The organism is Anaerococcus jeddahensis, assembly GCF_001182725.1.
Classification (GTDB): Bacteria; Bacillota; Clostridia; order Tissierellales; family Peptoniphilaceae; genus Anaerococcus; species Anaerococcus jeddahensis.
Window position 1 is genome coordinate 78,251 of the sequence record NZ_CWHU01000005.1, and the last position, 23,000, is coordinate 101,250.

Consider the following 23,000-nt stretch of genomic DNA (forward strand, 5'->3'; position numbering starts at 1 on the left):
CGATATAGCATGGGTAAACTTATAGTGAGGAGGCATTATGGGAGGATTTAAGAAATTTTTGTGGTCACTTATGACTATAGTATTGATAATAATTGCCGCAATTTTAGGAACCGTCTCTCTTGTTGACGATGGAATCAGGCATGATTTGTTATCATATCTAGAAATTCAAAACTATAGATACGTGCTTCTAGGCGTTGCAATTGCTATTTTAATTTTTGCAATTATTCTTTTAATAGATATTATCGCAAATCAAAATGATAAGCGTGAGTATTTAGTAGAAGATAATAATGGGGATATTTTTATAACTAGAAATTCTTTAGATGCAGCTGTGAATTCTTCAGTAAAAAAATTTGCTGGAGCTGAGCTTACAGATTCAAAGGTTAAAATAATTAAAGGCGAAACCGTTGAAGCAAATATAAAATGCGATATTTTTGGAGACAGAGACTTTGAAGACTTGGGAAGAAAAATCCAAGCGGAAGTTGAAATGGGACTAAAAATGCTTACGGGCATTGAAAATGCAAATGCTCATGTTCAGCTAAACAAGGCAGAAAAATCTCAAGAAAGAGAAATTAGGTAGGTACAATATGGAAAAAAATAAAGAAAATTTAGATCTTGAAAATAAAACTCAAGAAAAACAAGTATCCGCCTATGACGTAGAAATGAGAAAACTAGACATAAGGGAAAAAAAGGAAAAAGAGTGCAAAGAATTTAAAGAAAAAAATAAGCACAAAATAATTGCCCTTATTTTGGGAATTGTGACTATTGGATCTTTATTTGATTATGGATTTTTTAGAACTTTAGGAATTTGGATAGTTTTAGGTTTTTGCTATTGTTTAGGTGGATGGTTTGACAGAGATCCTAAAGTAATGGGATTTGTAATTAACTTATTAAAAAAATTTCAATAAAAAAAGATAGGGGAAAATTATGACAGAAAAAACATTTGACAAAGATTACGAAAAAGGAATCGAACAAGACCAAGAAATTGAACAAGAAGTTTCAAAGCTTACAATTGCTGATAAGGTTGTAGCAAAAATTTCAAGAATTGCAGTAAACAGAGTTGATGGAATTTTGGATATGAAAGCAAGTTTTTTTGATTCAGTTTCATCAGTTTTCCAATCATCAAACGAACAAGATACATCTGGAGTTGATGTAGAAGTTGGACAAAAAGAAGCAAAAGTTAATATGCAAATAATTTTAGAATATGGAAAGTCTGCTCCAAGAATTTTTGAAAATATCAAAAAAGTTGTAAAAGAAAATGTAAAAGAAATGACAGGCCTTGATGTTGTAACAGTAAATGTAGATGTTGTTGATGTTATGACAAGAGAAGAATACAAAGCAAAAAAATCTGATAACGACGATAGAAAATAATAAAAACTGAAGGGATTGGCTTTGCCAATCTCTTTTTTTAAAAAAATTTAGGAGAAATTATGGAAGCTTTATTAATTGGATATAAATCATGCTCAACTTGTAAAAAAACTGAAAAATTTTTAGAAGAAAAGAAAGTTGATTATAAATTTCAAGATGTAAAAGAAGAAAAACCAGAAAAAGATCAAATAAAAAAATTATATGAAAAAAGTGGTTTAGATATTAAGAAATTTTTTAATACATCTGGACAAATTTATAGGAAATTGAATTTAAAAGACAAATTAAAAGATATGAGTGAAGATGAAAAATTGGAATTACTAGCATCAGATGGCATGCTATTAAAAAGACCAATACTAGTTTATGGTGATGATGTTGTAGTTGGTAGATTAAATATAGAAAAATATTTTGAAAAATAGGGCAGGAAATCCTGCCTTATTTATATGCGCTTTTGTTTTCATAAATTACAAGAATCATGCCCTTATCAAATTCTATTTTAAATTCTTTTCCAACCGGTTCGTTTGAAACGCCAATATGCATATGATTTTTTAAAGTGAAATTTTTTAATTCGTATTTTAAATTAATAAGATTTAAATTTTCTATCTTTTCTGTTAGGGCAAAAAGAGAAATGTAGGTATTTTCTATTTGTTTTTTTTCTACAAAATTTTTATCTATCACAAATAATTTTTGATTTTTATTTTTTAATTCTATATCAATTCCTTTTTTCTTAAACTCTTCCATTATTTTTATATTTGCAATTGTGTGGGAAATTCTTCCTCCAAGTCCTCCATAGACTATTATTTTTTTGTATCCTTTTTTTATGGCAATATTTATTGCAGCATAAAGGTCAGTTTCATCTTTTTCAGGCTTTAATTTTGTTTTTTCTTTAAAATCTGGCTCTTTTGAGGAATCAAAATCTCCGATTATTTCATCTGCCTCTAAGCCAATTTTTTTTATATAAGTATAGCCCTTGTCAGCTCCAATGATATAATCTTCATTTTTTATTTGGTCAAAAAATCCATCAAATTCTCCGCCAGCAAATATATAACATTTTTTCATAATCCACCTCAAAGCTATTATATCATTGTATAAATGGAGATGAAAAATTTCTATGGTAGAATATAGATAAATGAATAAGAAGGAGTATTAAATGTAATGAAAAAATTAGATGAAAAGAATTCACAATTATTAAAGGTTATTCTTATATCTATTTTAGTATTTTTTGCCTTTTGGTATATTGAAAGTGTAAAAAATGGCTTATCTGTATTTATAGCTGTAATTCAACCTTTTTTGATTGGATTCATGTTGGCATTTGTCATTAATTTGCCTATGAATTTCTTTGAAAAAAAAGTGTATTCTAAAATTTTTAAAACAGAAAAGACAAAAAAGTTAGTTCCAATATTTTCGCTTATAACATCTTGGATTTTATTTATCCTAGGCATATGCATATTTTTAAATGTATTAATTCCAAGAATTTCAAATGCGGTAACAACTCTTATTAATAAGTTTCCAGACTTTTTAAATGATTTGGTAAGGCTTTTAAACAAAAATAAAATGACAAAGAGATTTGCAGATGACGTTCAAGATTACATTTATAGTGTAAATTGGAACAAAAGTTTGGAACAAATTAAGGATTATTTCCTTGGTGAAGCTGGAAATATTTTTACCAAAACAACTTCAATTATAAATTCAGTATCATCAACACTCGTTACAATTGTTGCTGCTATAGTTTTTTCAGTCTTTGTTTTGATAAACAAAAAAGATTTGAAAATTTTTTCTAACAGGATTATTTATTCTTTGTTTAAAAAAGAAAATGCCGATGAAATAAACAAGGTTGCAAGTCTATCATATTCATCATTTGCTTCCTATATAAATTCAAAAGCCCTTTCAAGTTTAATTCTTGGAATTTTGGTATTTATTGGAATGTTAATTTTGAAAATTCCTTTTGCAGCCATGGCAGCAATTTTGGTTGCAATTGCAGATTTTATTCCATATGTTGGACCTTTGATTGCAACTATTATAATGATGATTTTAATTTTTATAGAATCACCTTTCCAATCTTTGGTATTTTTAATATTTTTATTAATTGCCCAACAAGTTCAAGGCTCAATTATTTATCCAGCTATTGCAGGAAAAACAATAGGTCTTCCATCAATTTGGGTAATTGTATCAATTGCAATAGGAGGAAGTTTGTTTGGAATTGTTGGAATGCTTGTTTCAATTCCAATAGCTTCAATTTTGTATACACTTATGAATGAAAAAATGGATAAGACCTTGGCAAAAAAAGAAATTTCTGAAAAAGAGATAGAAGAAATATCAGAAAAAATTCACTATAAGAAGGGTGAAAAATAAATGAAATTAAAAAGATCTAGAATGGGCGAATTTGTTCCTGTAATAAAAAATGAAAAAATTTATTATGGGGGCTATCAAAATGACTTAAAAGAAGTTGGGGTAAGTAAATTTTATAGGGATAGGTCCTGTGTAGTTACTGCCTTTACCAATACTTATCTTTATCTTTTTAGACCCTTTGAAGAATTTAGCCTAGATCAATTTAATGATTACCAATATTGGTTTTTTAAAATTTTGAAACCGAAAATCTATGGAGTTCCAACGGCAAGAGTCTTAGATTTTAAATTAAATAAAATAAGATCAGCCTATCATTTGAAATTAAAATCCCATATTTTGGAAGATTTTCCACTAAGAAGAAAATCCTTAGATGAAATAGCGGGTTTTATTTCAAGGGCAATTGGACAAAATTTACCCGTAATATTTTTTAATTGGTTGAGCAGTTCAGTTGATCTTATGAAACATCATGGGGTTACAATTACAGAAATTGAAAAATATAATGATGATTACAAGCTAACAATTTCTTCCTGGGGTGAATTATATAAAATTTCATTAAAAAAATTTTTGGCCCAAAAAAGAACCTACACAGGTTTGATTTATTTTGAAAGAGATGACATATAAGTGTTTAACCTAAAGTTGATAAAAATTTAAAGTGTAAAAAAGATTCATTGAAAAAGGAATAGGAGATAAATATGAATAAAAATAAATTTATGGAAAGCTACATTGAAAACCTGCAAAGGATCACCCTTAAAAATTTTAGTGATACATCTGATAAGGACAGGTATTTTGCCCTTTGCGATACAATAATGGAGCTTATTAATCAAGAGTGGAGAAATTGTAAAAATAGGACAAGAAAATCTAGAAAAGCCTATTATTTTTCAGCAGAATTTTTGGTAGGAAGGTCTCTTGGAAATAACCTTATAAATCTTGGAATTTATGACCAAGTTAAGGAAATTTTAAGCGAAATAGATATTGATTTTGAATCAATAGAAAATTTTGAAGATGATGCTGCTCTTGGAAATGGTGGTCTCGGTAGACTTGCTGCTTGTTTTATGGATTCAGCAGCAACCCAAAAGCTAGATTTGTATGGTTACGGCGTAAGATATAGAGAAGGACTTTTCAAACAAAAAATTGAAAATGGATTTCAAGTAGAAGAGGGCGATCACTGGATAAAAGATGGTGATGGTTGGTCAATAAGAGTTGAATCTGATTCAAAAATTGTAAAATTTAGGGATCAAACAGTAAAGGCAGTTCCATATGATATGCCAATGCTTGGCTTTGAAAATGAACAAGTAAACACCCTAAGACTTTGGCAAGCAGAGCCATTTGAAGAATTCGATTTTTCATACTTTAATAATTTTCAATATGATAAGGCAGTCGAAGAAAAAAATAGGGCTGAAGATATAACCAGAGTTTTATATCCAAATGATATGCAAAGAGATGGAAGAGTTTTAAGATTAAAACAACAATATTTCTTCTGTTCAGCATCAATCCAAGATATGGTTTCAAAATACAAACAATTTTTTGAACACGACCTTCAATTTAATGATTTTCCAAAATATCATGTAATTCAATTAAATGACACCCACCCAATAATTGCAATACCAGAGCTAATTAGGGTTTTGGTTGATGAAAATTCAATTGAATTTAATAAAGCAGTAGAAATAACCAAAAAAACTTTCGCCTTTACAAATCATACAGTCTTACAAGAAGCCCTAGAAACTTGGCCAAAAGATATAATGCTAGAAGTTTGTCCAAGATGCTTTGAAATAATTCAAAATTTAAATGATAATTTAGTAAAAGAATTTAAAGAAAAGGGACTTTCAGAAGAGGCAATCGATCCATACAGAATTATAAGATTTGATCAAATAAGAATGGCAAACCTTGCAATTGTTATGAGTAAGTCAGTAAATGGAGTGGCAAAACTTCACACACAAATTTTAAAAGATGATACTTTTAACAATTGGTATAAAATAATGCCAGAAAAATTCAACAATAAAACAAATGGAATAACTCCAAGAAGATGGCTTGTTTATTCAAACATCAAACTTTCAGATTTTATTACAGAAAAACTTGGAAACGATGAGTGGAAATATGACCTTACAAAATTAAAGGAACTTGAAAAATATCTTGACGATGAAAAAACTCTAGAAGAACTAAACCAAATAAAATTTGAAAACAAAAAAGATTTGGCAAAATATATTTTAGACAATGAAGGAATAAGTATAGATCCAAATTCAATTTTTGACATTCAAGTAAAAAGAATTCACGAATACAAAAGACAACACTTAAATCTCCTTCATATAATTAGTCTTTACCATAAATTAAAAAATAATCCAGACATGGACTTTTATCCGACAACTTTTATACTTGGAGGAAAAGCTGCGCCAGGATATTTTAGGGCAAAGGCAATAATAAAACTTGCAAACGAAATAGCAAGAGTAATAAATAATGACGAGGATGTAAATGATAAAATTAAACTTGTTTTTGTAAAAAATTACAGGGTAAGCTATGGTGAAAAACTCTTCCCAGCAGCAGATATTTCTGAGCAAATTTCAACAGCAGGAAAAGAAGCTTCAGGAACTGGAAATATGAAATTTATGCTAAATGGAGCTTTAACACTTGGAACATATGATGGGGCAAATATAGAAATATTTGAAAATGCAGGATTAGAAAATAATTATTTATTTGGAGCAAGGGTTGAAGAATTAAATGAAATTTATGATTCTTATAATCCAAAAGAATTTTATCACACAAACCAAGCTATAAAAGATGCAGTAGATGCCCTAGTTTCAGGAGAATTAAAAGACAATGATTCCTATATGTTTTTAGATATTTATAACTCTCTTATAAATCCACAAGGTGGAGAAAAAGCCGACACATATTTTCTTTTAAAAGATTTTGAAGATTACAAAAATACACAAGAAAAAATAAATAAAGAATATTCTAATAGACTTACATGGGCAAGAAAGAGCCTAAAAAATATAGCAAACGCAGGATATTTCTCATCAGACAGAACAATTCTTGAATATGCAAAAGATATTTGGAAATTATAATTTAAAATAGAAAGAAATAATAATAATGAACAAAGATATAATAATAGGAATACTCATACCCTTTATAGGTACAAGCCTAGGAGCGGCTATGGTGTATTTAATGAAAAATGAATTATCAAAAAAATTACAAAAATCCCTATCAGGCTTTGCTGCAGGAGTAATGGTTGCAGCAAGTATTTGGTCACTTTTAATTCCTGCCATGGAAATGGTAGAAGAAAAAATGGGAAGAGTTTCTTGGGTTCCTGCCGTAGTAGGATTTGCAGTAGGAATAATATTTTTATTATTTTTAGATAATGTAATACCCCACCAACACTTTGATAGCGATGTAGCAGAAGGACCAAAAAATGAGTCTTTAAGAAAAACAACAATGATGGTTCTTGCAGTTGTAATTCACAATATTCCAGAAGGAATGGCAGTGGGAGTTTCATTTGCAGGAGTTTTATCAGGAAATACAGATTTGACAATGGCAGGAGCTATGGCACTTTCTTTAGGAATAGCAATTCAAAATTTCCCAGAAGGCGCGATAATTTCTATGCCTTTAAAAAGTCAAGGAATTGGAAAAAATAAATCATTTGTTATGGGAGTTTTATCAGGAGCAGTAGAGCCAGTAGCGGCAGTTTTGACAATAATTTTATCCCAAATAATGATTCCAATTTTGCCATATTTATTAAGCTTTGCAGCTGGAGCAATGTTTTACGTAGTAGTAGAAGAATTAATTCCAGAAGCAACAGGCGAAGGCGAAGACCATTCAAACCTAGGAGTAATTTGGTTTTCAGTAGGCTTTTCAGTAATGATGATCCTGGATGTGGCATTAGGCTAGAAATTGTGCCAGTGGCACAATTTCTACTAATGCCCCGCGGAGTAAAAACGAAGAATTAAAAATTAGTTTTAATTTGGAAACTAACCACATTAAGTTTAACGCAACCAAAGAGCGTATGTTGGGCTAAAAAATGTGCCGGTGGCACATTTTTTACAAGCATGCCGCGGAGTAAAAACGAAGAATAAAAATCAAGTTTTAAAATAATAAAAAATCAAATTAAGTTTAACGCAACCAAAGAGCGTGCTTGGATAATAAATTGTGCCAGTGGCACAATTTCTACTAATGCCCCGCGGAGTAAAAACGAAGAGTAAAACTCGAATTTCAAATTAAAAAAAGATTAAGTTAAGTCAAACGCAACCAAAGAGCGTATGTTGGGCTAAAAAATGTGCCGGTGACACATTTTTTACAAGCATGCAGGTGATAAAAAACGAAGAATAAAATTTAAATTACAAAAATAAATAATAGTTGAAAACAAAAATTAAAATTAACAAAAACACCAAGCTAAAAGCTTGGTATTTTTTTGTGATTTTTTTCCATTAAATTCAATCAGCAAAAAAATTTATCAAATTTAAATTTTATTTTAGCCTTTCTTTTCTACAAAAATTCATAATAAAGTATATAATATACTTAGAATTAGGAGGTAGACATGTCATATTTAGATAATTTTATTGCCTATTTATCATTAATTAGAATTACAGATATAATTGATATAGCGCTAATCGCCTTTATTGCTTATAAATTATTAAAGCTTCTTAAAAATACTAGGGCTGAGCAGGTTATGAAAGGATTTATTTTTGTTTTAATTTTTGCATCGATTGCAGATATTTTCAAATTAAATACAGTTTCATGGCTTATGAATCAATTTTTTACTGTATCTTTGGTATTTATAATTGTTGTTTTTCAACCAGAATTAAGGTCTGCCTTGGAGAGAATTGGTAGGGGAAGAAATTTTTTTGTAAATGATTCTTACAATAAAAATGAGAGGTCCATTGATGAAATTGTTTCGGCTATGAGTTCTTTGTCAAGGCAAAAAATTGGTGCCTTGGTCGTTATTGAAAGAGAAGTTGGTCTTAATGATATTATTGAAAGTGGGACTCTTTTAAGATCAGAAATTTCTAGTGAGCTTTTGATAAATATTTTTATTCCAAACACTCCTCTTCACGACGGAGCTGTAATAATTCGTGATGATTTGATTGAGGCTGCTGCTTGCTATTTGCCTTTAACTACAAATAATACTCTTTCCAAAGAGCTTGGCACTCGTCACAGGGCTGCTATTGGAATTAGCGAAAAAAGTGATTGCCTTGTGGTTGTTGTAAGTGAAGAAACGGGAACAATTTCAATTGTAAGTAATGGAACCATCAACAGATATTTTGATGAAGAATCTTTAAAGGATAGGCTTATTAAAGAGCTTAAAGAAAATGAAAATAAATTGAATTTTAAAAGGAGGGTTGATGATGAACAATAAAAATGATAGAAAATTAGTTGCTTTGTCAATTCTTGTTGCAGTTATCATGTGGGCTTTTGTAATGACTTCAACCAATCCTTCCCTTTCAAAAACTGTTAGAAATGTTCCTTTGACCATAAAAAATCAAGAAGATTTACAAAAAGATGGATACACCTTGGTTGGAAGAGATCAAGTTTCAAGTGTAAATGTAAAAGTTGAAGGATCAAGATCAGATCTTGCATCTTTAACAGCTGATGATTTAATTGCAAGTGTTGACTTGGGAGTTCCAACTGAGGGAATAAAAACTTTAAATGTAAAAGTTGAAGGCCCTTCTGGAATAAAAATCGAAAGTGTTAGTCCTTCAAATTTTAATTTTAAAGTGGAAAAAATTGTAAAAAAGGACTTGCCTATAGAGGTAAGAATTCCTGATAGATTAAAAGAATCAAAAATTATTAATGTTAGCGAGCAAGATCCGAAAAGAATTACTGTTTCAGGTCTTAGGAATAATGTTGATAAGGTAAATAAGCTTGTCATAAGTATTAATGATGATGAATTTCTTGATGGAAAAATTCACGATATTGGAGTAAAAGTACTTGATAAAAATGGAAAAAGTGTAGAAAATATCGACCTTTCAAAAAACGATGTATCAATTGCCTTTGATGTTTTACAAAGTAAGGAAGTAAATCTAGAACTTGATTATGAAAATCTACCAAAAAATATGCAAATTGAAGAAAGTAAAATTTCTCCTCAAAAGATAATTATTAAGGGCGAGAAAAATATTTTAGATAAAATTAATAGCATAAAAACTAGAAAAATTGACCTATCTAGCCTTAAAAATAATGTATTTGAACAAAGTGTAGAGTTAAATATTCCAGAATCTGTTGAACTAAGCGATACTGATTCTTTTGCAAATGTTTATATAAAATTAGGAAAGAAAAATTAATGTCCTACAAAGATTTAGTAAAAAGGCTAGAAGATGAGGGCTTTGAAACTTATCTGGTTGGAGGAGCCTTAAGAGATAAACTTTTGGGAAAAAAAATCCATGATATTGACCTTACAACAAGGGCAAGGCCTAGTGATATAATTAGAATTTTTTCTGATTTAAAATTAATAGATATAGGGAAAAAATTTGGAACTATTAAGGTTATCTATAAGTCCAAAGAATATGAAATCACAACTTTTAGGGCAGAGTCATCTTATAAGGACAAAAGGCATCCGGATGAAATTTCTTTTTCAAATACAATTGAAGAAGATTTAAAAAGAAGAGATTTTACCATAAATGCAATGGCTGAAAGAAAGGGCCAAATTATAGATTTATTTTCTGGAAGAAAAGATTTATCCCAAAAAATAATAAGGGCAGTTGGAAATCCTTACGAAAGAATAGAAGAAGACTATCTAAGAGCCCTAAGGGCTGTAAGGTTTGCCACTGTTCTTGATTTTTCTATAGAAAAAAATCTAAAAGATGCCATAAAAAATAAGGCAGGTCATATTGAAGAAATTTCAAAAGAAAGAATTAGAGATGAGATTGATAAAATTTTACTTTCAGATAAGCCGTCAAGAGGAATTAGGCTTTTGAATGAATTAAATCTTTTGGCATATATTTTTCCGGAAATAAAAAAAATGATAGGCTTTGACCAACACTCATCCCACCACAATTTGGATTTATTTGACCATTCCATGAAGGTTTTGGATTTAAGTCCAAAAAATTTAAAAACTAGGATGGCAGCTTTATTTCATGATACAGGAAAAGTTCAAAGCTTTTTTCTCGATGAAAATGGGGAAGGAAGATTTTTTGGCCACCAAGATATTTCAAAAGAAATAATTGAAAAAAGATTAAAAGAATTAAAATATCCAAAAAAATTTATAGAAAACACTTCGCTTTTAGTCGAAAGGCACATGGATAATACCAATACCTACACAAAAAAATCTGTAAGAAAGCTTTTGAGAAAAGTTGGAGATGAAAATATTTACGATTTATTTGACCTTCAAAGAGCAGATGTTTTATCGACAGTCCACGATAATACAGAAAATATTTCAAATGCTAAAATACTTTTGGAAGAAATTTTAAATTCAAATACGCCAATAAAAAAAGACCAGATAGATTTTTCTGGTCACGATTTGATAAATTTGGGATTTAAAGAGGGCAAAGAGCTTGGTATAATCTTAAATGAAGTTTATAATTTGGTTATGGATGAAAAATTAGCAAATAAAAAAAATGAAATTAGCAAATATATTAAAAATAAATACAATAATCTTGATAGAAATTATTAGAAGTAGTATATTAAACTAATGAGTATATAGTGTTTTAGGAGGCAAAACGATGACAGAATTAAAATCACATGAAAATAATATAGCAAAATTTGACCTAACAGTAGCTGCTGAAGATTTCCAAAAAGCAGTAGATAATGTTTACAAAAAAAATAAGTCTAGATATAGGGTAGACGGATTTAGAAAAGGAAAAGTTCCAAAAAGAATAATTGAAAAAATGTATGGAGCTGAAGTATTTTATGATGAAGCAATCCAAGAAGTTTTCCCAGAACCTTATAACAAGGCTATTGAAGAATTAAATCTTGAAGTAATTGATCAACCATCAGTTGATTTTGACGATATAGAAAAAGATAAAGACGTTGTATTTAAGGTGGAAGTTGAAACAAAACCACATCCAACTCTTGGAGATTATTCTGAACTTGAAGTTACAGAAATTCCAACAGAAGTTACAGATGAAGATGTAGAACACGAACTTAAACACCAACAAGAAGAAAATGCAAGAATTATTCCAGTAGAAGACGGCGAAGCTCAAGATGGAGATACAGTAAATATCGATTTTGATGGTTTTCTTGACGGAGAAAGATTTGAAGGCGGAAAAGCTGAAAATCACGATTTAGTTCTTGGATCAAAATCATTTGTAGGCGATTTTGAAAAACAAGTTGAAGGCCACAAAGTTGGAGACAAATTTGACGTTAATGTAACTTTCCCAGAAGATTACCAAGCAAAAGAATTCCAAGGAAAAGATGCAAAATTTGAAGTAGAAATCAATTCAATTTCAAGAAAAGAACTTCCAGAAATTGACGATGAATTTGCAAAAGATATTTCTGAATTTGAAACATTAGAAGAATTAAAAGAAGATACAAAGAAAAATCTTAAAGAAGATAAAGAAAAATTTGTAAAAAATCAAATTCAAAATGAAGCAATCAAAGCACTAGTTGAAAAATCTGAAGTAAGTGCTCCAGATCCATTAGTAAACCAAGAAATTGATCTTGAAATGCAAAATCTTGACCAAAGATTACGTCAAATGGGAATTTCTTTACAACAATATATTGAAATGACAAAAATGGACATGTCTGCCATTAGAGATCAATACAGACAAGTTGCTGAAGACAAAGTTAAGGCAAATCTTGTAATGGATGAAGTTGCTTTAAAAGAAAATGTTGAAGCAAGTGATGAAGAGATAGAAAATGAAATAAAAGATGCTGCTAAGCAATATGGAGTAGACGATTACGAAAAATTCAAAGAAATCTTCGAAAAGAATGTTTCTAGAGATACAGTTATAGAAAATATTAAAAGAAGAAAAGCTGTAGAAATTCTAGAAAAAAATGTAAAATTAGTTCCTGCAAAAAAAGATTCACAAGAAGCTAAAGAAGAAGAAAAAGAAGATTAGTAATCATAAACTCCAAAAAGATAAGGAGATTTAATGAACGCAAAAAATTTTTTAGTTCCTACAGTAATAGAGCAAACAAATAGGGGCGAGCGTGCTTATGACATTTACTCAAGATTATTAAAAGACAGGATTATTTTTCTAACAGGTCCTGTTGAAGATGGAGTAAGTGATATAATTATTGCTCAACTCTTATTTTTGGAAAGCCAAGATCCAAACAAGGATATTCAATTTTATATAAATTCACCAGGTGGAGTAGTTACAGCAGGTCTTGCTATCTATGACACAATGAATTATATAAAACCAGATGTATCTACAATTTGTATAGGACAAGCTGCATCTATGGGAGCAGTTTTACTTTCATCTGGAGCAAAGGGAAAGAGATTTTCTCTTCCAAATTCAAATATCCTAATTCACCAACCATCTGGTGGAGCCCAAGGTCAAGCAAGCGATATTCAAATCCAAGCTGAACAAATTTTAAAAATCAAAAAAAGATTAAATAAAATTTTGGCAGATAATACTGGCCAAAGTATTGAAAAAATTCAAAAAGATACGGACAGAGATTTTGCTATGGATGCTTATGAAGCAAAAGAATATGGTTTAATAGACAAGGTAATAGAATAAGTATGGGTAAAATGGAATTTGAAGAAAATAGATGTTCCTTTTGTGGTAAAAGTGCTGACGAAGTTGATAGGTTAATTGCAGGGCCAGATGCTTTCATTTGTAATGAATGCATTGAGCTTTGTGCTTCAATTATCGAAAGAGAAGAATTGGTTGAACACAGCCACATGGATGTTGATCTTGCAACACCAAGTGAGATTAAAGAATATTTGGACCAATATGTAATCCAACAAGATATGGCGAAAAAAACTTTATCAGTTTCAGTTTATAACCACTACAAAAGAATAAATTCAAATTATGATAATGACAGCGAAGTTGAGCTACAAAAATCTAATATTTTGATGCTAGGACCAACAGGTTCTGGAAAAACTCTTCTTGCCCAAACTCTTGCCAAAAAATTAAATGTTCCATTTGCAATTGCAGATGCTACAAGTTTGACCGAGGCAGGTTATGTTGGAGAAGATGTTGAAAATATTATTTTAAAATTAGTTCAAGCTGCTGATTATGATATTGAACTTGCCCAAACAGGAATAATCTATATAGATGAAATAGATAAAATTACTAGAAAAAGTGAAAATCCTTCAATAACTCGTGATGTTAGTGGAGAAGGAGTTCAACAAGCACTTTTAAAATTGATTGAAGGAACTGTTGCAAATGTTCCTCCTCAAGGCGGAAGAAAACATCCAAGCCAAGAATATATCCAAGTTGATACAACAAATATATTATTTATTGTCGGCGGAGCCTTTGATGGAATTAAAGATATAATAAAACAAAGAACCAACAAAAAATCAATTGGTTTTGGTTCAGAAGATAGTGAAAATAAAGAAGTTTCTTTGGCAGATGTTACTACAGAAGATCTTTTGAAATATGGATTAATTCCAGAATTTATTGGAAGAGTGCCAATAGTTGTTTCGCTAGAAGATTTGAATGTGGAAAGTCTTGTAAGAATTTTACAAGAGCCAAAAAATTCTCTATTAAAACAATATCAAAAATTATTTGAACTTGATGGAGTAAAATTAAGTTTTGAAGATGAAGCAGTCAAAGAAATTGCCGAAAAAGCCTACAAGCAAGAAACAGGTGCGAGAGGTCTTAGGACAATTTTAGAAGATTTGCTTTTGGATGTAATGTTTGAAATCCCTTCAAAAGATCATATAAAAGAAGTTATTGTATCAAAAGGTGCTATAGAAGATAAGAAAAAATTAATATACAAATAAAAGGGGAGACTTAGTGCTCCCTTTTTATAACACAAGGAGATAAAATGAACTTTATCTATAAAATAGATACAAAAGAATATCCAATGGTCCCTGTAAGGGGCTTGTGGGCTTTTCCCGATACAGTTGTCCATTTTGATTGCCAAAGAGCAGTTTCAAAAAAAGCTGTTGAAGATGCCTTATTGAATGAATCTGAAATTTTTTTGGTAAATCAAAAAGATATACTTGAAGACAATCCAAAAAAAGAAGATATTTATGACTTTGGAACTGTTGCAAGCATAAAACAAACTTTTAATTTGCAAAACGGCGAGCTTAGGGTTTTGATTGAAGCGAAATCTGTTGGGGAAGTTTTGGATGTAAAAATCGAAGATGGTTTTTTTAAGGCGAATATTAAAGAATATATTTTTGATGAAGAAAACTTTGAAAGTAATGAAAATATAGAAGCCTTGAAAAAAATGCTAATTGAAGATTTTAGGTCTTATGTCGAAATTGATAATTCTATCCCACCAGAAATTGCCTTTTCTTTGGTAGAAATTGAAAATATTGATAAACTTGCAAATCTTATAACTTATTATCTTCCTTTAAGTCCAAAGGAAAATTATTCTCTTTTAAAAGAGCTTGATATTGAAGAAAAATTAATAAATCTTCACAAATTAATTCAAAAAGAAATTGAGTTAAAAGATTTATCCAAAAAAATTGACGCCAAGGTTCAAGAAAATATTAATAAGGGACAAAAAGAATATTATCTTAGGGAGAAACTTGACGCTGTAAAAAATGAATTAAATGATCTTACAGGAAAAGATTTAAACGAGGCGGATGCCTTTAGAAAAAAAATCAAAAAATTAAAAATCAATAAGGAAGACAAGGAAACTCTTCTTAAAAGTGTCGATAGGCTTGAATTAATTCCTGAAATGAGCCCTGATTATGGGGTTATTACCTCCTATCTTGATTTTGTCTTATCACTTCCGTGGTCAAAAAAATCAAAGGATAATTTGGATATAATTCATGCAAAAAAAGTTTTGGATGAAGATCATTATGGACTTATGGAAGTAAAGGAGAGAATTTTAGAATCAATTGCTGTAAGAAAGAAAAAAGGCGACAACCAAGCTGCTGTAATTTGTCTTTCAGGCCCTCCTGGAGTTGGAAAAACTTCAATTGCAAAATCAATTGCGCGTGCTTTAAACCGTAAATTTATTTCTATGCGTCTTGGTGGAGTAACTGATGAATCAGAAATAAGAGGTCACAGAAGAACTTATGTTGGAGCTATGGCTGGAAGAGTTTTATCAAATATTTCAAGAATAAAAGTAAAAAATCCAGTATTTTTGCTAGATGAAATTGATAAATTGGGCTCGGATTTTAGGGGAGATCCTTCATCAGCCTTGCTTGAAGTTTTGGATCCTGAACAAAATGATAAATTTATTGACCGATATCTTGATATAGGTTTTGATTTATCAGAAGTATTTTTCATAACAACAGCAAACGACATTTCAAATATTCCTCCAGCCCTTTTTGATAGGCTTGAAATTATAGAAATTTCTGGCTACACTCAAAGAGAAAAGGAAGAAATTGCCAAAAGATATTTGATTAAAAAAGAAATGGAAAACAATGGTCTTTGTAAAGATGATTTGAATATTTCAGATAAGGTTATAGAAAAAATCATAAAATCCTACACAAGAGAAGCAGGAGTAAGGTCACTTGAAAGAAATATTGCAAAAATATGCAGACGAGCTGTAAAAGAAATTCTTGAAGGAAAAGATAAGGTCAATGTTTCTATGAGAAATTATGAGAAATATCTTGGTAAGGAAAGATTTTTTGAAGACCAAAGACTCAAAGAAGATAAGGTTGGAATTGCAAATGGACTTGCTTGGACCCAAGTTGGTGGAACAATTTTAACAATCGAAGTAAATGTAATGGATGGAAAAGGTGCAAATTTATTTACAGGAAGTCTTGGAGATGTTATGAAAGAATCGGCTCAAGCTGCGATTTCATATTTGAGAAAAAATTCCAAAGATTTAGGAATCGATCCAGATTTTTATAAAAATAAAGATATCCACGTCCATGTTCCAGAAGGGGCAACTCCAAAAGATGGTCCATCAGCAGGAATTACAATGACAACTGCCATTGCCTCAGCTCTTACAGGAAAAAAAGTAAGGAGTGACCTTGCAATGACTGGAGAAGTTACAATTACAGGAGAAGTTTTGCCAATCGGAGGGCTTAAAGAAAAAGCCCTTGCAGCTTATTCTTATGATATTAAAAATGTAATTATTCCAAAAGAAAATGAAAAAGACATTGAAGATATTGACAAGGAAGTTAGGGAAAAAATAAACTTTATAAAAGTATCTCAAGTTGGAGAAGTTTTAAAGGAAGCTTTGCTATGAAAATAAAATCAGTAAATTTGGACCAAGTTGCAGGATTTTCTTCCCAATTTCCAAATGATAATTTTGAAGAAATTGCCTTTGCAGGAAGATCTAATGTGGGAAAATCTTCATTTATAAATTCATTTTTGGATAAAAAAAATCTTGCCAAAACTTCATCAAAACCAGGCAAGACCAAAACCATAAATTTTTATAAAATAAACGATAAATTTAGGCTAGTCGACCTTCCAGGCTATGGCTATGCCAAAGTTTCAAAAAAAGAAAAAGAAAAATGGAATAATTTAATCCACCAATATTTGTACCAAAGGGAAAATTTAAAAGAAGTTTTTCTTTTGGTTGACATAAGACATGCTCCTACCAAACAAGATAAAGAAATGTATGATTGGATAATAGATTCTGGATTTACAGGATTTGTTATAGCAACAAAATACGATAAAATTCCTAAAACACATTTAAAAAAACACATAAAAGAAATAATGAAGACATTAAATATTGATGATGAGGGTTTGATATTTGCCTACTCATCAACCACATCTCACAATAAAAATGTTTTGCTTGAGCAAGTAGAAGTAATAATAAATTCATAAAATAAAAAGATTTCACTAAATAAAAAGTGAAATCTTTTTTTGTGTAAATTAAAAAAGATGGCAAAGCCATCTCAGAGCGTAGACAAAGTCAGTTTAATAATTTATTAATAATTTAAAAATAAAATCATGCTAGAACCCATCTCGACTAAGTGAGTGAAACGAACGCATGGAGAGATCTCAGGAGATTTCTCGACTCACTACGTACGATAAATCGGGATAAACAACCGAAACCGACGGTCGTTTATCTGCTCGAAACCTGCTAGGAAAAATCAAGTCTTTTTTTAAAAAAATCAAATAATTTTATTACTAAATTTGACCATAGGAAATAAGCCCTCTTGTTTGGGCTTTTTTTTTCTATTTTTTTATTATCCCAAATGGGCTGCGTCTGTTACCTTCATTATATTAAAAAAAGTGTAGGTAGAAAGTTTTTTCTACTTACACTTTTATAGTACTGAAATGGGTGAAAATTTAGTTTGTCAACAGTCTGAGATGGCAAGGCCATCTTTATATTAGTCAATAAAATCTATTTCTTTTCCGTCCATGTGGGAAATTCTTGCAAGAGAATAAACATCAAGACCCATATCGTCTAAAAGTTTTCTTCCATCTTGGTAGGATTTTTCTATAACTATTCCAACTCCAGCGACATTTGCTCCTGCTTGTTTACAAATTGCAACCATAGCTTTGGCAGCTTGACCGTTTGCCAAAAAGTCATCTATCAACAAAACATTATCATCTTCATGCAAGAAATCCTTGCTTACTATAAGTCTTTTCATCTCTTCTTTTGTGTAAGAATAGCAAGTTGATGAATATGTATTGTCATCAGTTGTAAGAGATTTTTGTTTTCTTGCAAAAACTACATCACAATCAAGAACAAGACCTGTTATAACTGCTGGGGCTATTCCTGATGATTCTACTGTCAAAATTTTATTAATATTTTTATCTTTAAAATGTTCGGCAAACTCTTCTCCCATTTCCTTTATCAATTTTGGCTTTATTTGATGATTTAGGAATGAATCAACCTTTAAAATATCTTTGCCAAGAACTTTTCCGTGGCTTAATATTACTTCCTCTAATTTCTTCATTATAAATACTTACCTCCATACCCTTTTTACTATTATAATGCATAGTTTAAGCAAAAGTCAAAATTCGCTTTTAATAAAGACTCTAAAGGGTACTATATATTATATGAATAGAGAAAAAATAATCAATGATTTAATAGAATTTATTGACAATAGTCCTGTAAATTATTTTGCAGTCAAAAATTCTATTGAAATTTTAGAAAAAAACAATTTTAAAAAATTAGAAGAAAATGAAAAATGGAAACTTGAAAAAGGCGGCAAATATTTTGTAAGTCGTGATGATACAGCTCTTATAGCCTTTAGTGTGGGAGATGATCCAAGGGAGGGCTTTGATATAATTGGATCTCACACAGATTCTCCAACTTTTAAAATAAAATCAAATCCAGAAATGACTTCAAATGGATTTTTGAAATTTAACGTTGAAGGTTATGGGGGAATGATTGTATCTTCTTGGTTTGACAGGGACTTATCCCTTGCAGGCAAAGTTGTTTTTGAAAATAAAGGTGAATTTAAATCAAAACTTGTAAAAATTGATAGAGATCTTTTGACAATTGCAAATTGTGCAATCCATATTAATAGGGATTTAAATTCAGGCTATAAATATAATATGCAAGATGAGCTTTCTCCAATAATAAAAACCATAGAAGATGATTTTAAAAAAGAAGGATTTTTGCAAAAATTATTGGCTAAAGAAATTGGAGTTGATGAAAATAAAATAATAGATTTTGATTTGGCACTTTTTGATAGGCAAAAAGGAAAAATTCTTGGAAGTGAGGATGAATTTATTCACATTGGAAGACTTGATAATCTTGCAAGCGTCCACCAATCTCTTACAGCTTTAATTAATAGTAAAAATGAAAAATTTAATATATGCGTATTAAATGATAATGAAGAAATCGGATCTGGGACAAGAACTGGAGCAGCTTCACCATTTTTAGATCAAATTATGGAAAGAATTGTAATGAATTTGGGATACGATAGGGAAGATTATTTTATTGCCCTTGCAAATTCATATCTAATTTCAGCAGATCTTTCCCACTCAATTCATCCAAATTATTCAAATCTTTTTGATAAAACAAATAATACCAGAATAAATATGGGTATAGGAATAAAGGTAGCTTCTAATGGTGCTTATACAACAAATGTAGAAACTAGGGCGAGATTTTTAAAACACGCAAAAAATGTTGGAGCAAAAGTTCAAACTTTTCACAATAGATCTGACAAGGTCGGTGGATCTACAATTGGACCAATTGTTTCTTCAAAATCTGGAATAAAATCAATCGATGTAGGAACACCAATTCTTTCCATGCACTCAATAAGAGAGCTTGGTGGAGTAGATGATCATATAGAAGCTATAAAAATATTTGAAGATTTTTACAATAACAAGTAAAGGAGATATTATGGCAGTTTTAGAATTAACAGTAGTACCAATAGGAACAAAAGAAACTTCTGTTTCAAAATATGTAGCAGGTTGCGAAAAAGTTTTGAAAGAATACGAAGATTTGGAAGTAAGGTTAAATCCAATGGGAACAGTTATCCATGGAGATATAGACAGAGCTTTCGAAGCAATCAGAGCCTGCCAAGAATCAGTTTTTAAAAACGGAGCTGATAGAGTTTACTCAGTAATAAAAATAGATGATAGACGAGATAAAAAAGCAAGTCTTGACCAAAAAATAAAATCTGTTGAAGATAAGATGTAAAATTTAAAAAAATATAAATATGTAAAAAAATTCCCCAAATACTGGGGAATTTTTTTTAATTTTTTATGAAAATAATGGAAGCATATATCTTAGTAAAAATACTAGGGCAAGTACATAAACAAGTGGTGAAACTTCTTTGCCTTTTCCTGTTAATAATTTTACGCTTGCATATGAAATCATTCCAAAAGCAATTCCTTCTGCAATTGAGTAAGCAAATGGCATCATGATTATTGTCATAAAGGCTGGGAATGATTCTGTGAAATCTCCAAAATTTATATCAACGATTGAATCTATCATAAATAATCCTACCATAACTAGGGCAGCTGCAGTAGCTTGGGCTGGAATTATTGTAATTAATGGATAGAAAAATATTGATAGGAAGAAACAAAATCCTGTTGAAAGTGCAGTTAGTCCTGTTCTTCCTCCTTCTGCAACTCCTGTTGCACTTTCTACAAAAGTTGTTACAGTTGATGTTCCCAAAATTGATCCTAGGGTTGTTCCAATACTATCAGCCAAAAGAGCACGGCCAGCATTTGGCAATTCTCCATTTTCATCTAACATTCCTGCCTTTGTAGCAACTCCTGTTAAAGTTCCTACTGTGTCAAATAAGTCTACAAATAAAAATGCAAATACAACAGAAAACATTTCAAATGAAAATACTGATGATAAATCAAGTTTGAAAAATATTGGGCTAAGTGATGGAGGAAGTTGAATAAGTCCTCCTTCTGGAATCTTGCTTACTCCTGTAAAAAGAGCAATAATTGTAGAAATTACAATTCCTATTAACAAGGCTCCCTTTGTTTTTCTTGCAGTTAAAACTGCCATAATTAAAAGTCCTATAAAAAATATAAAACTTTCTTTGCTAACTAAATTTCCAAGGCCAAGGCCTATATCATTTTTTACAATTACTGTTGAATTTAATAAACCGATTAGGGCAATAAATAAGCCGATTCCTACAGACACTGCTGTTTTTAAACTTCTTGGAATGGCATTAAAAATTGCTTCACGCACATTAAAAAATGTCAATAATATAAAAATAATTCCTTCTATAAAAACGGCTGCTAGTGCAAATTCCCAACTTTTTCCCATAGTCATTACAACCGTATAGGTGAAAAATGCGTTTAGTCCCATTCCTGGAGCAAGGGCGAAGGGAAGATTTGCATAAAATGCCATAATTATAATTGCAATAATTGATGAAATAATTGTTGCAGTGAAAACTGCTCCCTTATCCATGCCAGCATCTCCCAAAATTTGTGGATTTACTGCCAAAATATAAGACATGGTCATAAATGTTGTTATTCCTGCCATAATTTCAGTTTTAACATCAGTTTTGTGTTCTTTTAATCTGAAAATTTTATTGACAAGTGATTTGTTCGAATTTTTTTCCATAATTCCTCCTTTTTTTCGCCCATATTATACCCTAATTACTTTACTTAATCACTTTATTTTTTTATAAATATCTCTTATAATATATGCAAGGAGGAAGTTTTGACGACAAAAAATATAATTGAGTTAATTGTAATGATTGTTGGAATTTTATTTTCCGCATTTTTTTCATCTTCTGAAACTGCAATTACATCTATAAATAAATTTAAATTAAGGCAGCTTGAAGAAAAGGGTGTAAAAAATGCATCATTACTTAGAAAACTCGTTGATGATAGCCAAAATACCATTACAACAATTCTTGTTGGAAATAATATAGTAAATATTCTTACAACAACTATAGCAACACTTTTTTTTACTGATATTTTTGGAGGAGCAGGAGCGGCGATTTCCACAATTGTTGTAACCATAACTGTATTAATTTTTGGTGAAATCACTCCAAAACTTGCAGCTCAAATAAACAGCGAAAAAATGGGTCTTAAATTTTCTAAGGCTATTTTTATTATTTCTATAATTTTAAAACCTACAGTAATTTTACTCGGAATTTTTACCAAATATCTTACCAAAAAAATGTCCGATGGGGCAGAAAATTCTGATAAGGTGACTGAAGAAGATTTGAAAACCATAGTTGATGTTGGTGAAGAGCAAGGTGTTATTAATAATGAAGAAAGTGAAATTATAAATAATGTTTTTGATTTCGGCGGATCTTTTGCATCAGATATTATGACTCCAAGAACAAATATGGAAGCGATAGCAATAGATTCTACAAAAGAAGAATTGGATAAGTTTTTAATTGAGTGCAAACATTCAAGAATTCCAGTTTATGGAGAAAGCATTGATAATATTGTTGGAGTTTTGCACATGAAAGATATAGTAACTTTTGTTGCTGAAGGTCGCGAGGCAATTTTAAAAGATATGGTCAGGCAAACTTACTACGCCTACGAAAATATGAATATAATTGATCTTTTTAAATCAATGAAAAAAATGAACGTTTCACTTGCCATTGTTGTTGATGAGTATGGTGGAACGGAAGGACTTGTTTCAATTGAAGATATAATTGAGGAGCTTGTTGGAGATATTTATGATGAATATGATCCTGCTGATGAGAAAGTCTACAAAGTTTCTGACAATGAATTTATAGTTGATGCAAGCATGCACATAAATGATTTTAATGATTATTTTGATAAAAATTTAAAGGAAGTTAAAAACGATTCGGTTGGAGGTTTGGTTATTGATTATCTTAACCGTCTGCCAATAACTGGAGATGTTGTAAAGATTGATGATGTTACTTTAATTTGTGAAAAAGTTGAACGTTACAAGATAAATTTACTAAGGGTAAAATTTAACAGCGAAAGTTAGAG

22 protein-coding genes are annotated in these 23,000 nt (G+C 30.3%); 19 read left to right on the forward strand and 3 right to left on the reverse strand.

Features of this window, described 5'->3' with window-relative positions:
* Nucleotides 1–37 precede the first annotated feature (37 nt).
* Genes amaP through BN2087_RS03455 form a run of 4 tightly spaced genes read left to right on the forward strand, consistent with a single transcriptional unit; the run spans nucleotide 38 to nucleotide 1,781 of the window.
* Nucleotides 38–577: an alkaline shock response membrane anchor protein AmaP gene (gene amaP, locus BN2087_RS03440; RefSeq protein ID WP_049690483.1), complete on the forward strand. Its 540-nt coding sequence runs from the start codon at nucleotides 38–40 to the stop codon at nucleotides 575–577.
* Between the two features lie 7 nt (nucleotides 578–584).
* Nucleotides 585–905: a DUF2273 domain-containing protein gene (locus tag BN2087_RS03445; RefSeq protein WP_049690484.1), complete on the forward strand. Its 321-nt coding sequence runs from the start codon at nucleotides 585–587 to the stop codon at nucleotides 903–905.
* 19 nt (nucleotides 906–924) lie between these two features.
* Nucleotides 925–1,368, forward strand: a complete 444-nt coding sequence (locus tag BN2087_RS03450) for an Asp23/Gls24 family envelope stress response protein (protein ID WP_049690485.1) — start codon at nucleotides 925–927, stop codon at nucleotides 1,366–1,368.
* A 59-nt stretch (nucleotides 1,369–1,427) separates the two neighbouring features.
* Nucleotides 1,428–1,781, forward strand: coding sequence for a Spx/MgsR family RNA polymerase-binding regulatory protein (locus BN2087_RS03455; protein WP_049690486.1), 354 nt, complete (start codon nucleotides 1,428–1,430; stop codon nucleotides 1,779–1,781).
* A 16-nt stretch (nucleotides 1,782–1,797) separates the two neighbouring features.
* Here the strand turns inward: BN2087_RS03455 and BN2087_RS03460 are convergent, their stop codons facing one another.
* Nucleotides 1,798–2,421, reverse strand: a complete 624-nt coding sequence (locus BN2087_RS03460; RefSeq protein WP_049690487.1) for a thiamine diphosphokinase — start codon at nucleotides 2,419–2,421, stop codon at nucleotides 1,798–1,800.
* 96 nt (nucleotides 2,422–2,517) lie between these two features.
* On the opposite strand from BN2087_RS03460, the gene BN2087_RS03465 reads away from it, so the two are divergent.
* From BN2087_RS03465 to yihA, 12 genes are all read left to right on the forward strand, one after another.
* Nucleotides 2,518–3,714, forward strand: a complete 1,197-nt coding sequence (locus tag BN2087_RS03465; RefSeq protein ID WP_049690488.1) for an AI-2E family transporter — start codon at nucleotides 2,518–2,520, stop codon at nucleotides 3,712–3,714.
* The gene (locus BN2087_RS03470; RefSeq protein WP_049690489.1) at nucleotides 3,715–4,329 is read left to right on the forward strand and encodes a hypothetical protein; all 615 of its coding nucleotides are present in this window, start codon (nucleotides 3,715–3,717) and stop codon (nucleotides 4,327–4,329) included.
* Nucleotides 4,330–4,400: 71 nt separating this feature from the next.
* Nucleotides 4,401–6,764 carry a glycogen/starch/alpha-glucan phosphorylase gene (locus BN2087_RS03475; protein WP_049690490.1) on the forward strand — a complete coding sequence of 788 codons (2,364 nt, stop codon included), beginning with the start codon at nucleotides 4,401–4,403 and terminating at the stop codon, nucleotides 6,762–6,764.
* 25 nt (nucleotides 6,765–6,789) lie between these two features.
* The gene (locus BN2087_RS03480) at nucleotides 6,790–7,584 is read left to right on the forward strand and encodes a ZIP family metal transporter (protein ID WP_049690491.1); all 795 of its coding nucleotides are present in this window, start codon (nucleotides 6,790–6,792) and stop codon (nucleotides 7,582–7,584) included.
* 646 nt (nucleotides 7,585–8,230) lie between these two features.
* Complete coding sequence (gene cdaA, locus BN2087_RS03485; protein ID WP_049690492.1) at nucleotides 8,231–9,049, forward strand: diadenylate cyclase CdaA; 819 nt, start codon at nucleotides 8,231–8,233, stop codon at nucleotides 9,047–9,049.
* Entirely contained in the window at nucleotides 9,036–9,971 is a 936-nt protein-coding gene (locus BN2087_RS03490) for a CdaR family protein (protein WP_245190806.1), read from the forward strand. Before cdaA ends, BN2087_RS03490 begins: the two co-directional genes overlap by 14 nt.
* A complete protein-coding gene (locus BN2087_RS03495; RefSeq protein WP_049690493.1) occupies nucleotides 9,971–11,299 on the forward strand; it encodes a CCA tRNA nucleotidyltransferase in 1,329 nt (442 codons plus the stop codon). Before BN2087_RS03490 ends, BN2087_RS03495 begins: the two co-directional genes overlap by 1 nt.
* Before the next feature lie 49 nt (nucleotides 11,300–11,348).
* A complete protein-coding gene (gene tig / locus BN2087_RS03500; protein ID WP_049690494.1) occupies nucleotides 11,349–12,686 on the forward strand; it encodes a trigger factor in 1,338 nt (445 codons plus the stop codon).
* A gap of 33 nt (nucleotides 12,687–12,719) precedes the next feature.
* Nucleotides 12,720–13,307 carry an ATP-dependent Clp endopeptidase proteolytic subunit ClpP gene (gene clpP / locus BN2087_RS03505; protein WP_049690495.1) on the forward strand — a complete coding sequence of 196 codons (588 nt, stop codon included), beginning with the start codon at nucleotides 12,720–12,722 and terminating at the stop codon, nucleotides 13,305–13,307.
* A gap of 2 nt (nucleotides 13,308–13,309) precedes the next feature.
* Complete coding sequence (clpX, locus tag BN2087_RS03510; protein WP_049690496.1) at nucleotides 13,310–14,518, forward strand: ATP-dependent Clp protease ATP-binding subunit ClpX; 1,209 nt, start codon at nucleotides 13,310–13,312, stop codon at nucleotides 14,516–14,518.
* Between the two features lie 44 nt (nucleotides 14,519–14,562).
* Nucleotides 14,563–16,893: an endopeptidase La gene (gene lon / locus BN2087_RS03515; protein WP_049690497.1), complete on the forward strand. Its 2,331-nt coding sequence runs from the start codon at nucleotides 14,563–14,565 to the stop codon at nucleotides 16,891–16,893.
* On the forward strand, nucleotides 16,890–17,477 hold the full coding sequence (yihA, locus tag BN2087_RS03520) for a ribosome biogenesis GTP-binding protein YihA/YsxC (RefSeq protein WP_049690498.1): 588 nt from the start codon (nucleotides 16,890–16,892) through the stop codon (nucleotides 17,475–17,477). The genes lon and yihA overlap by 4 nt, the downstream gene beginning before the upstream one ends.
* A 509-nt stretch (nucleotides 17,478–17,986) precedes the next feature.
* Here the strand turns inward: yihA and BN2087_RS03525 are convergent.
* On the reverse strand, nucleotides 17,987–18,559 hold the full coding sequence (locus tag BN2087_RS03525; protein ID WP_049690499.1) for a xanthine phosphoribosyltransferase: 573 nt from the start codon (nucleotides 18,557–18,559) through the stop codon (nucleotides 17,987–17,989).
* A gap of 103 nt (nucleotides 18,560–18,662) precedes the next feature.
* Here BN2087_RS03525 and BN2087_RS03530 point away from each other — a divergent pair, with 103 nt between their 5' ends.
* Together BN2087_RS03530 and BN2087_RS03535 are read left to right on the forward strand one after the other, a co-directional pair.
* A complete protein-coding gene (locus BN2087_RS03530) occupies nucleotides 18,663–19,946 on the forward strand; it encodes a M18 family aminopeptidase (RefSeq protein ID WP_049690500.1) in 1,284 nt (427 codons plus the stop codon).
* 10 nt (nucleotides 19,947–19,956) lie between these two features.
* On the forward strand, nucleotides 19,957–20,256 hold the full coding sequence (locus tag BN2087_RS03535) for an MTH1187 family thiamine-binding protein (RefSeq protein WP_049690501.1): 300 nt from the start codon (nucleotides 19,957–19,959) through the stop codon (nucleotides 20,254–20,256).
* A 63-nt stretch (nucleotides 20,257–20,319) separates the two neighbouring features.
* Here the strand turns inward: BN2087_RS03535 and BN2087_RS03540 are convergent, their stop codons facing one another.
* Entirely contained in the window at nucleotides 20,320–21,645 is a 1,326-nt protein-coding gene (locus BN2087_RS03540; protein ID WP_049690502.1) for an NCS2 family permease, read from the reverse strand.
* 99 nt (nucleotides 21,646–21,744) lie between these two features.
* On the opposite strand from BN2087_RS03540, the gene BN2087_RS03545 reads away from it, so the two are divergent.
* Complete coding sequence (locus BN2087_RS03545; RefSeq protein ID WP_049690503.1) at nucleotides 21,745–22,998, forward strand: hemolysin family protein; 1,254 nt, start codon at nucleotides 21,745–21,747, stop codon at nucleotides 22,996–22,998.
* Nucleotides 22,999–23,000: the final 2 nt, after the last annotated feature.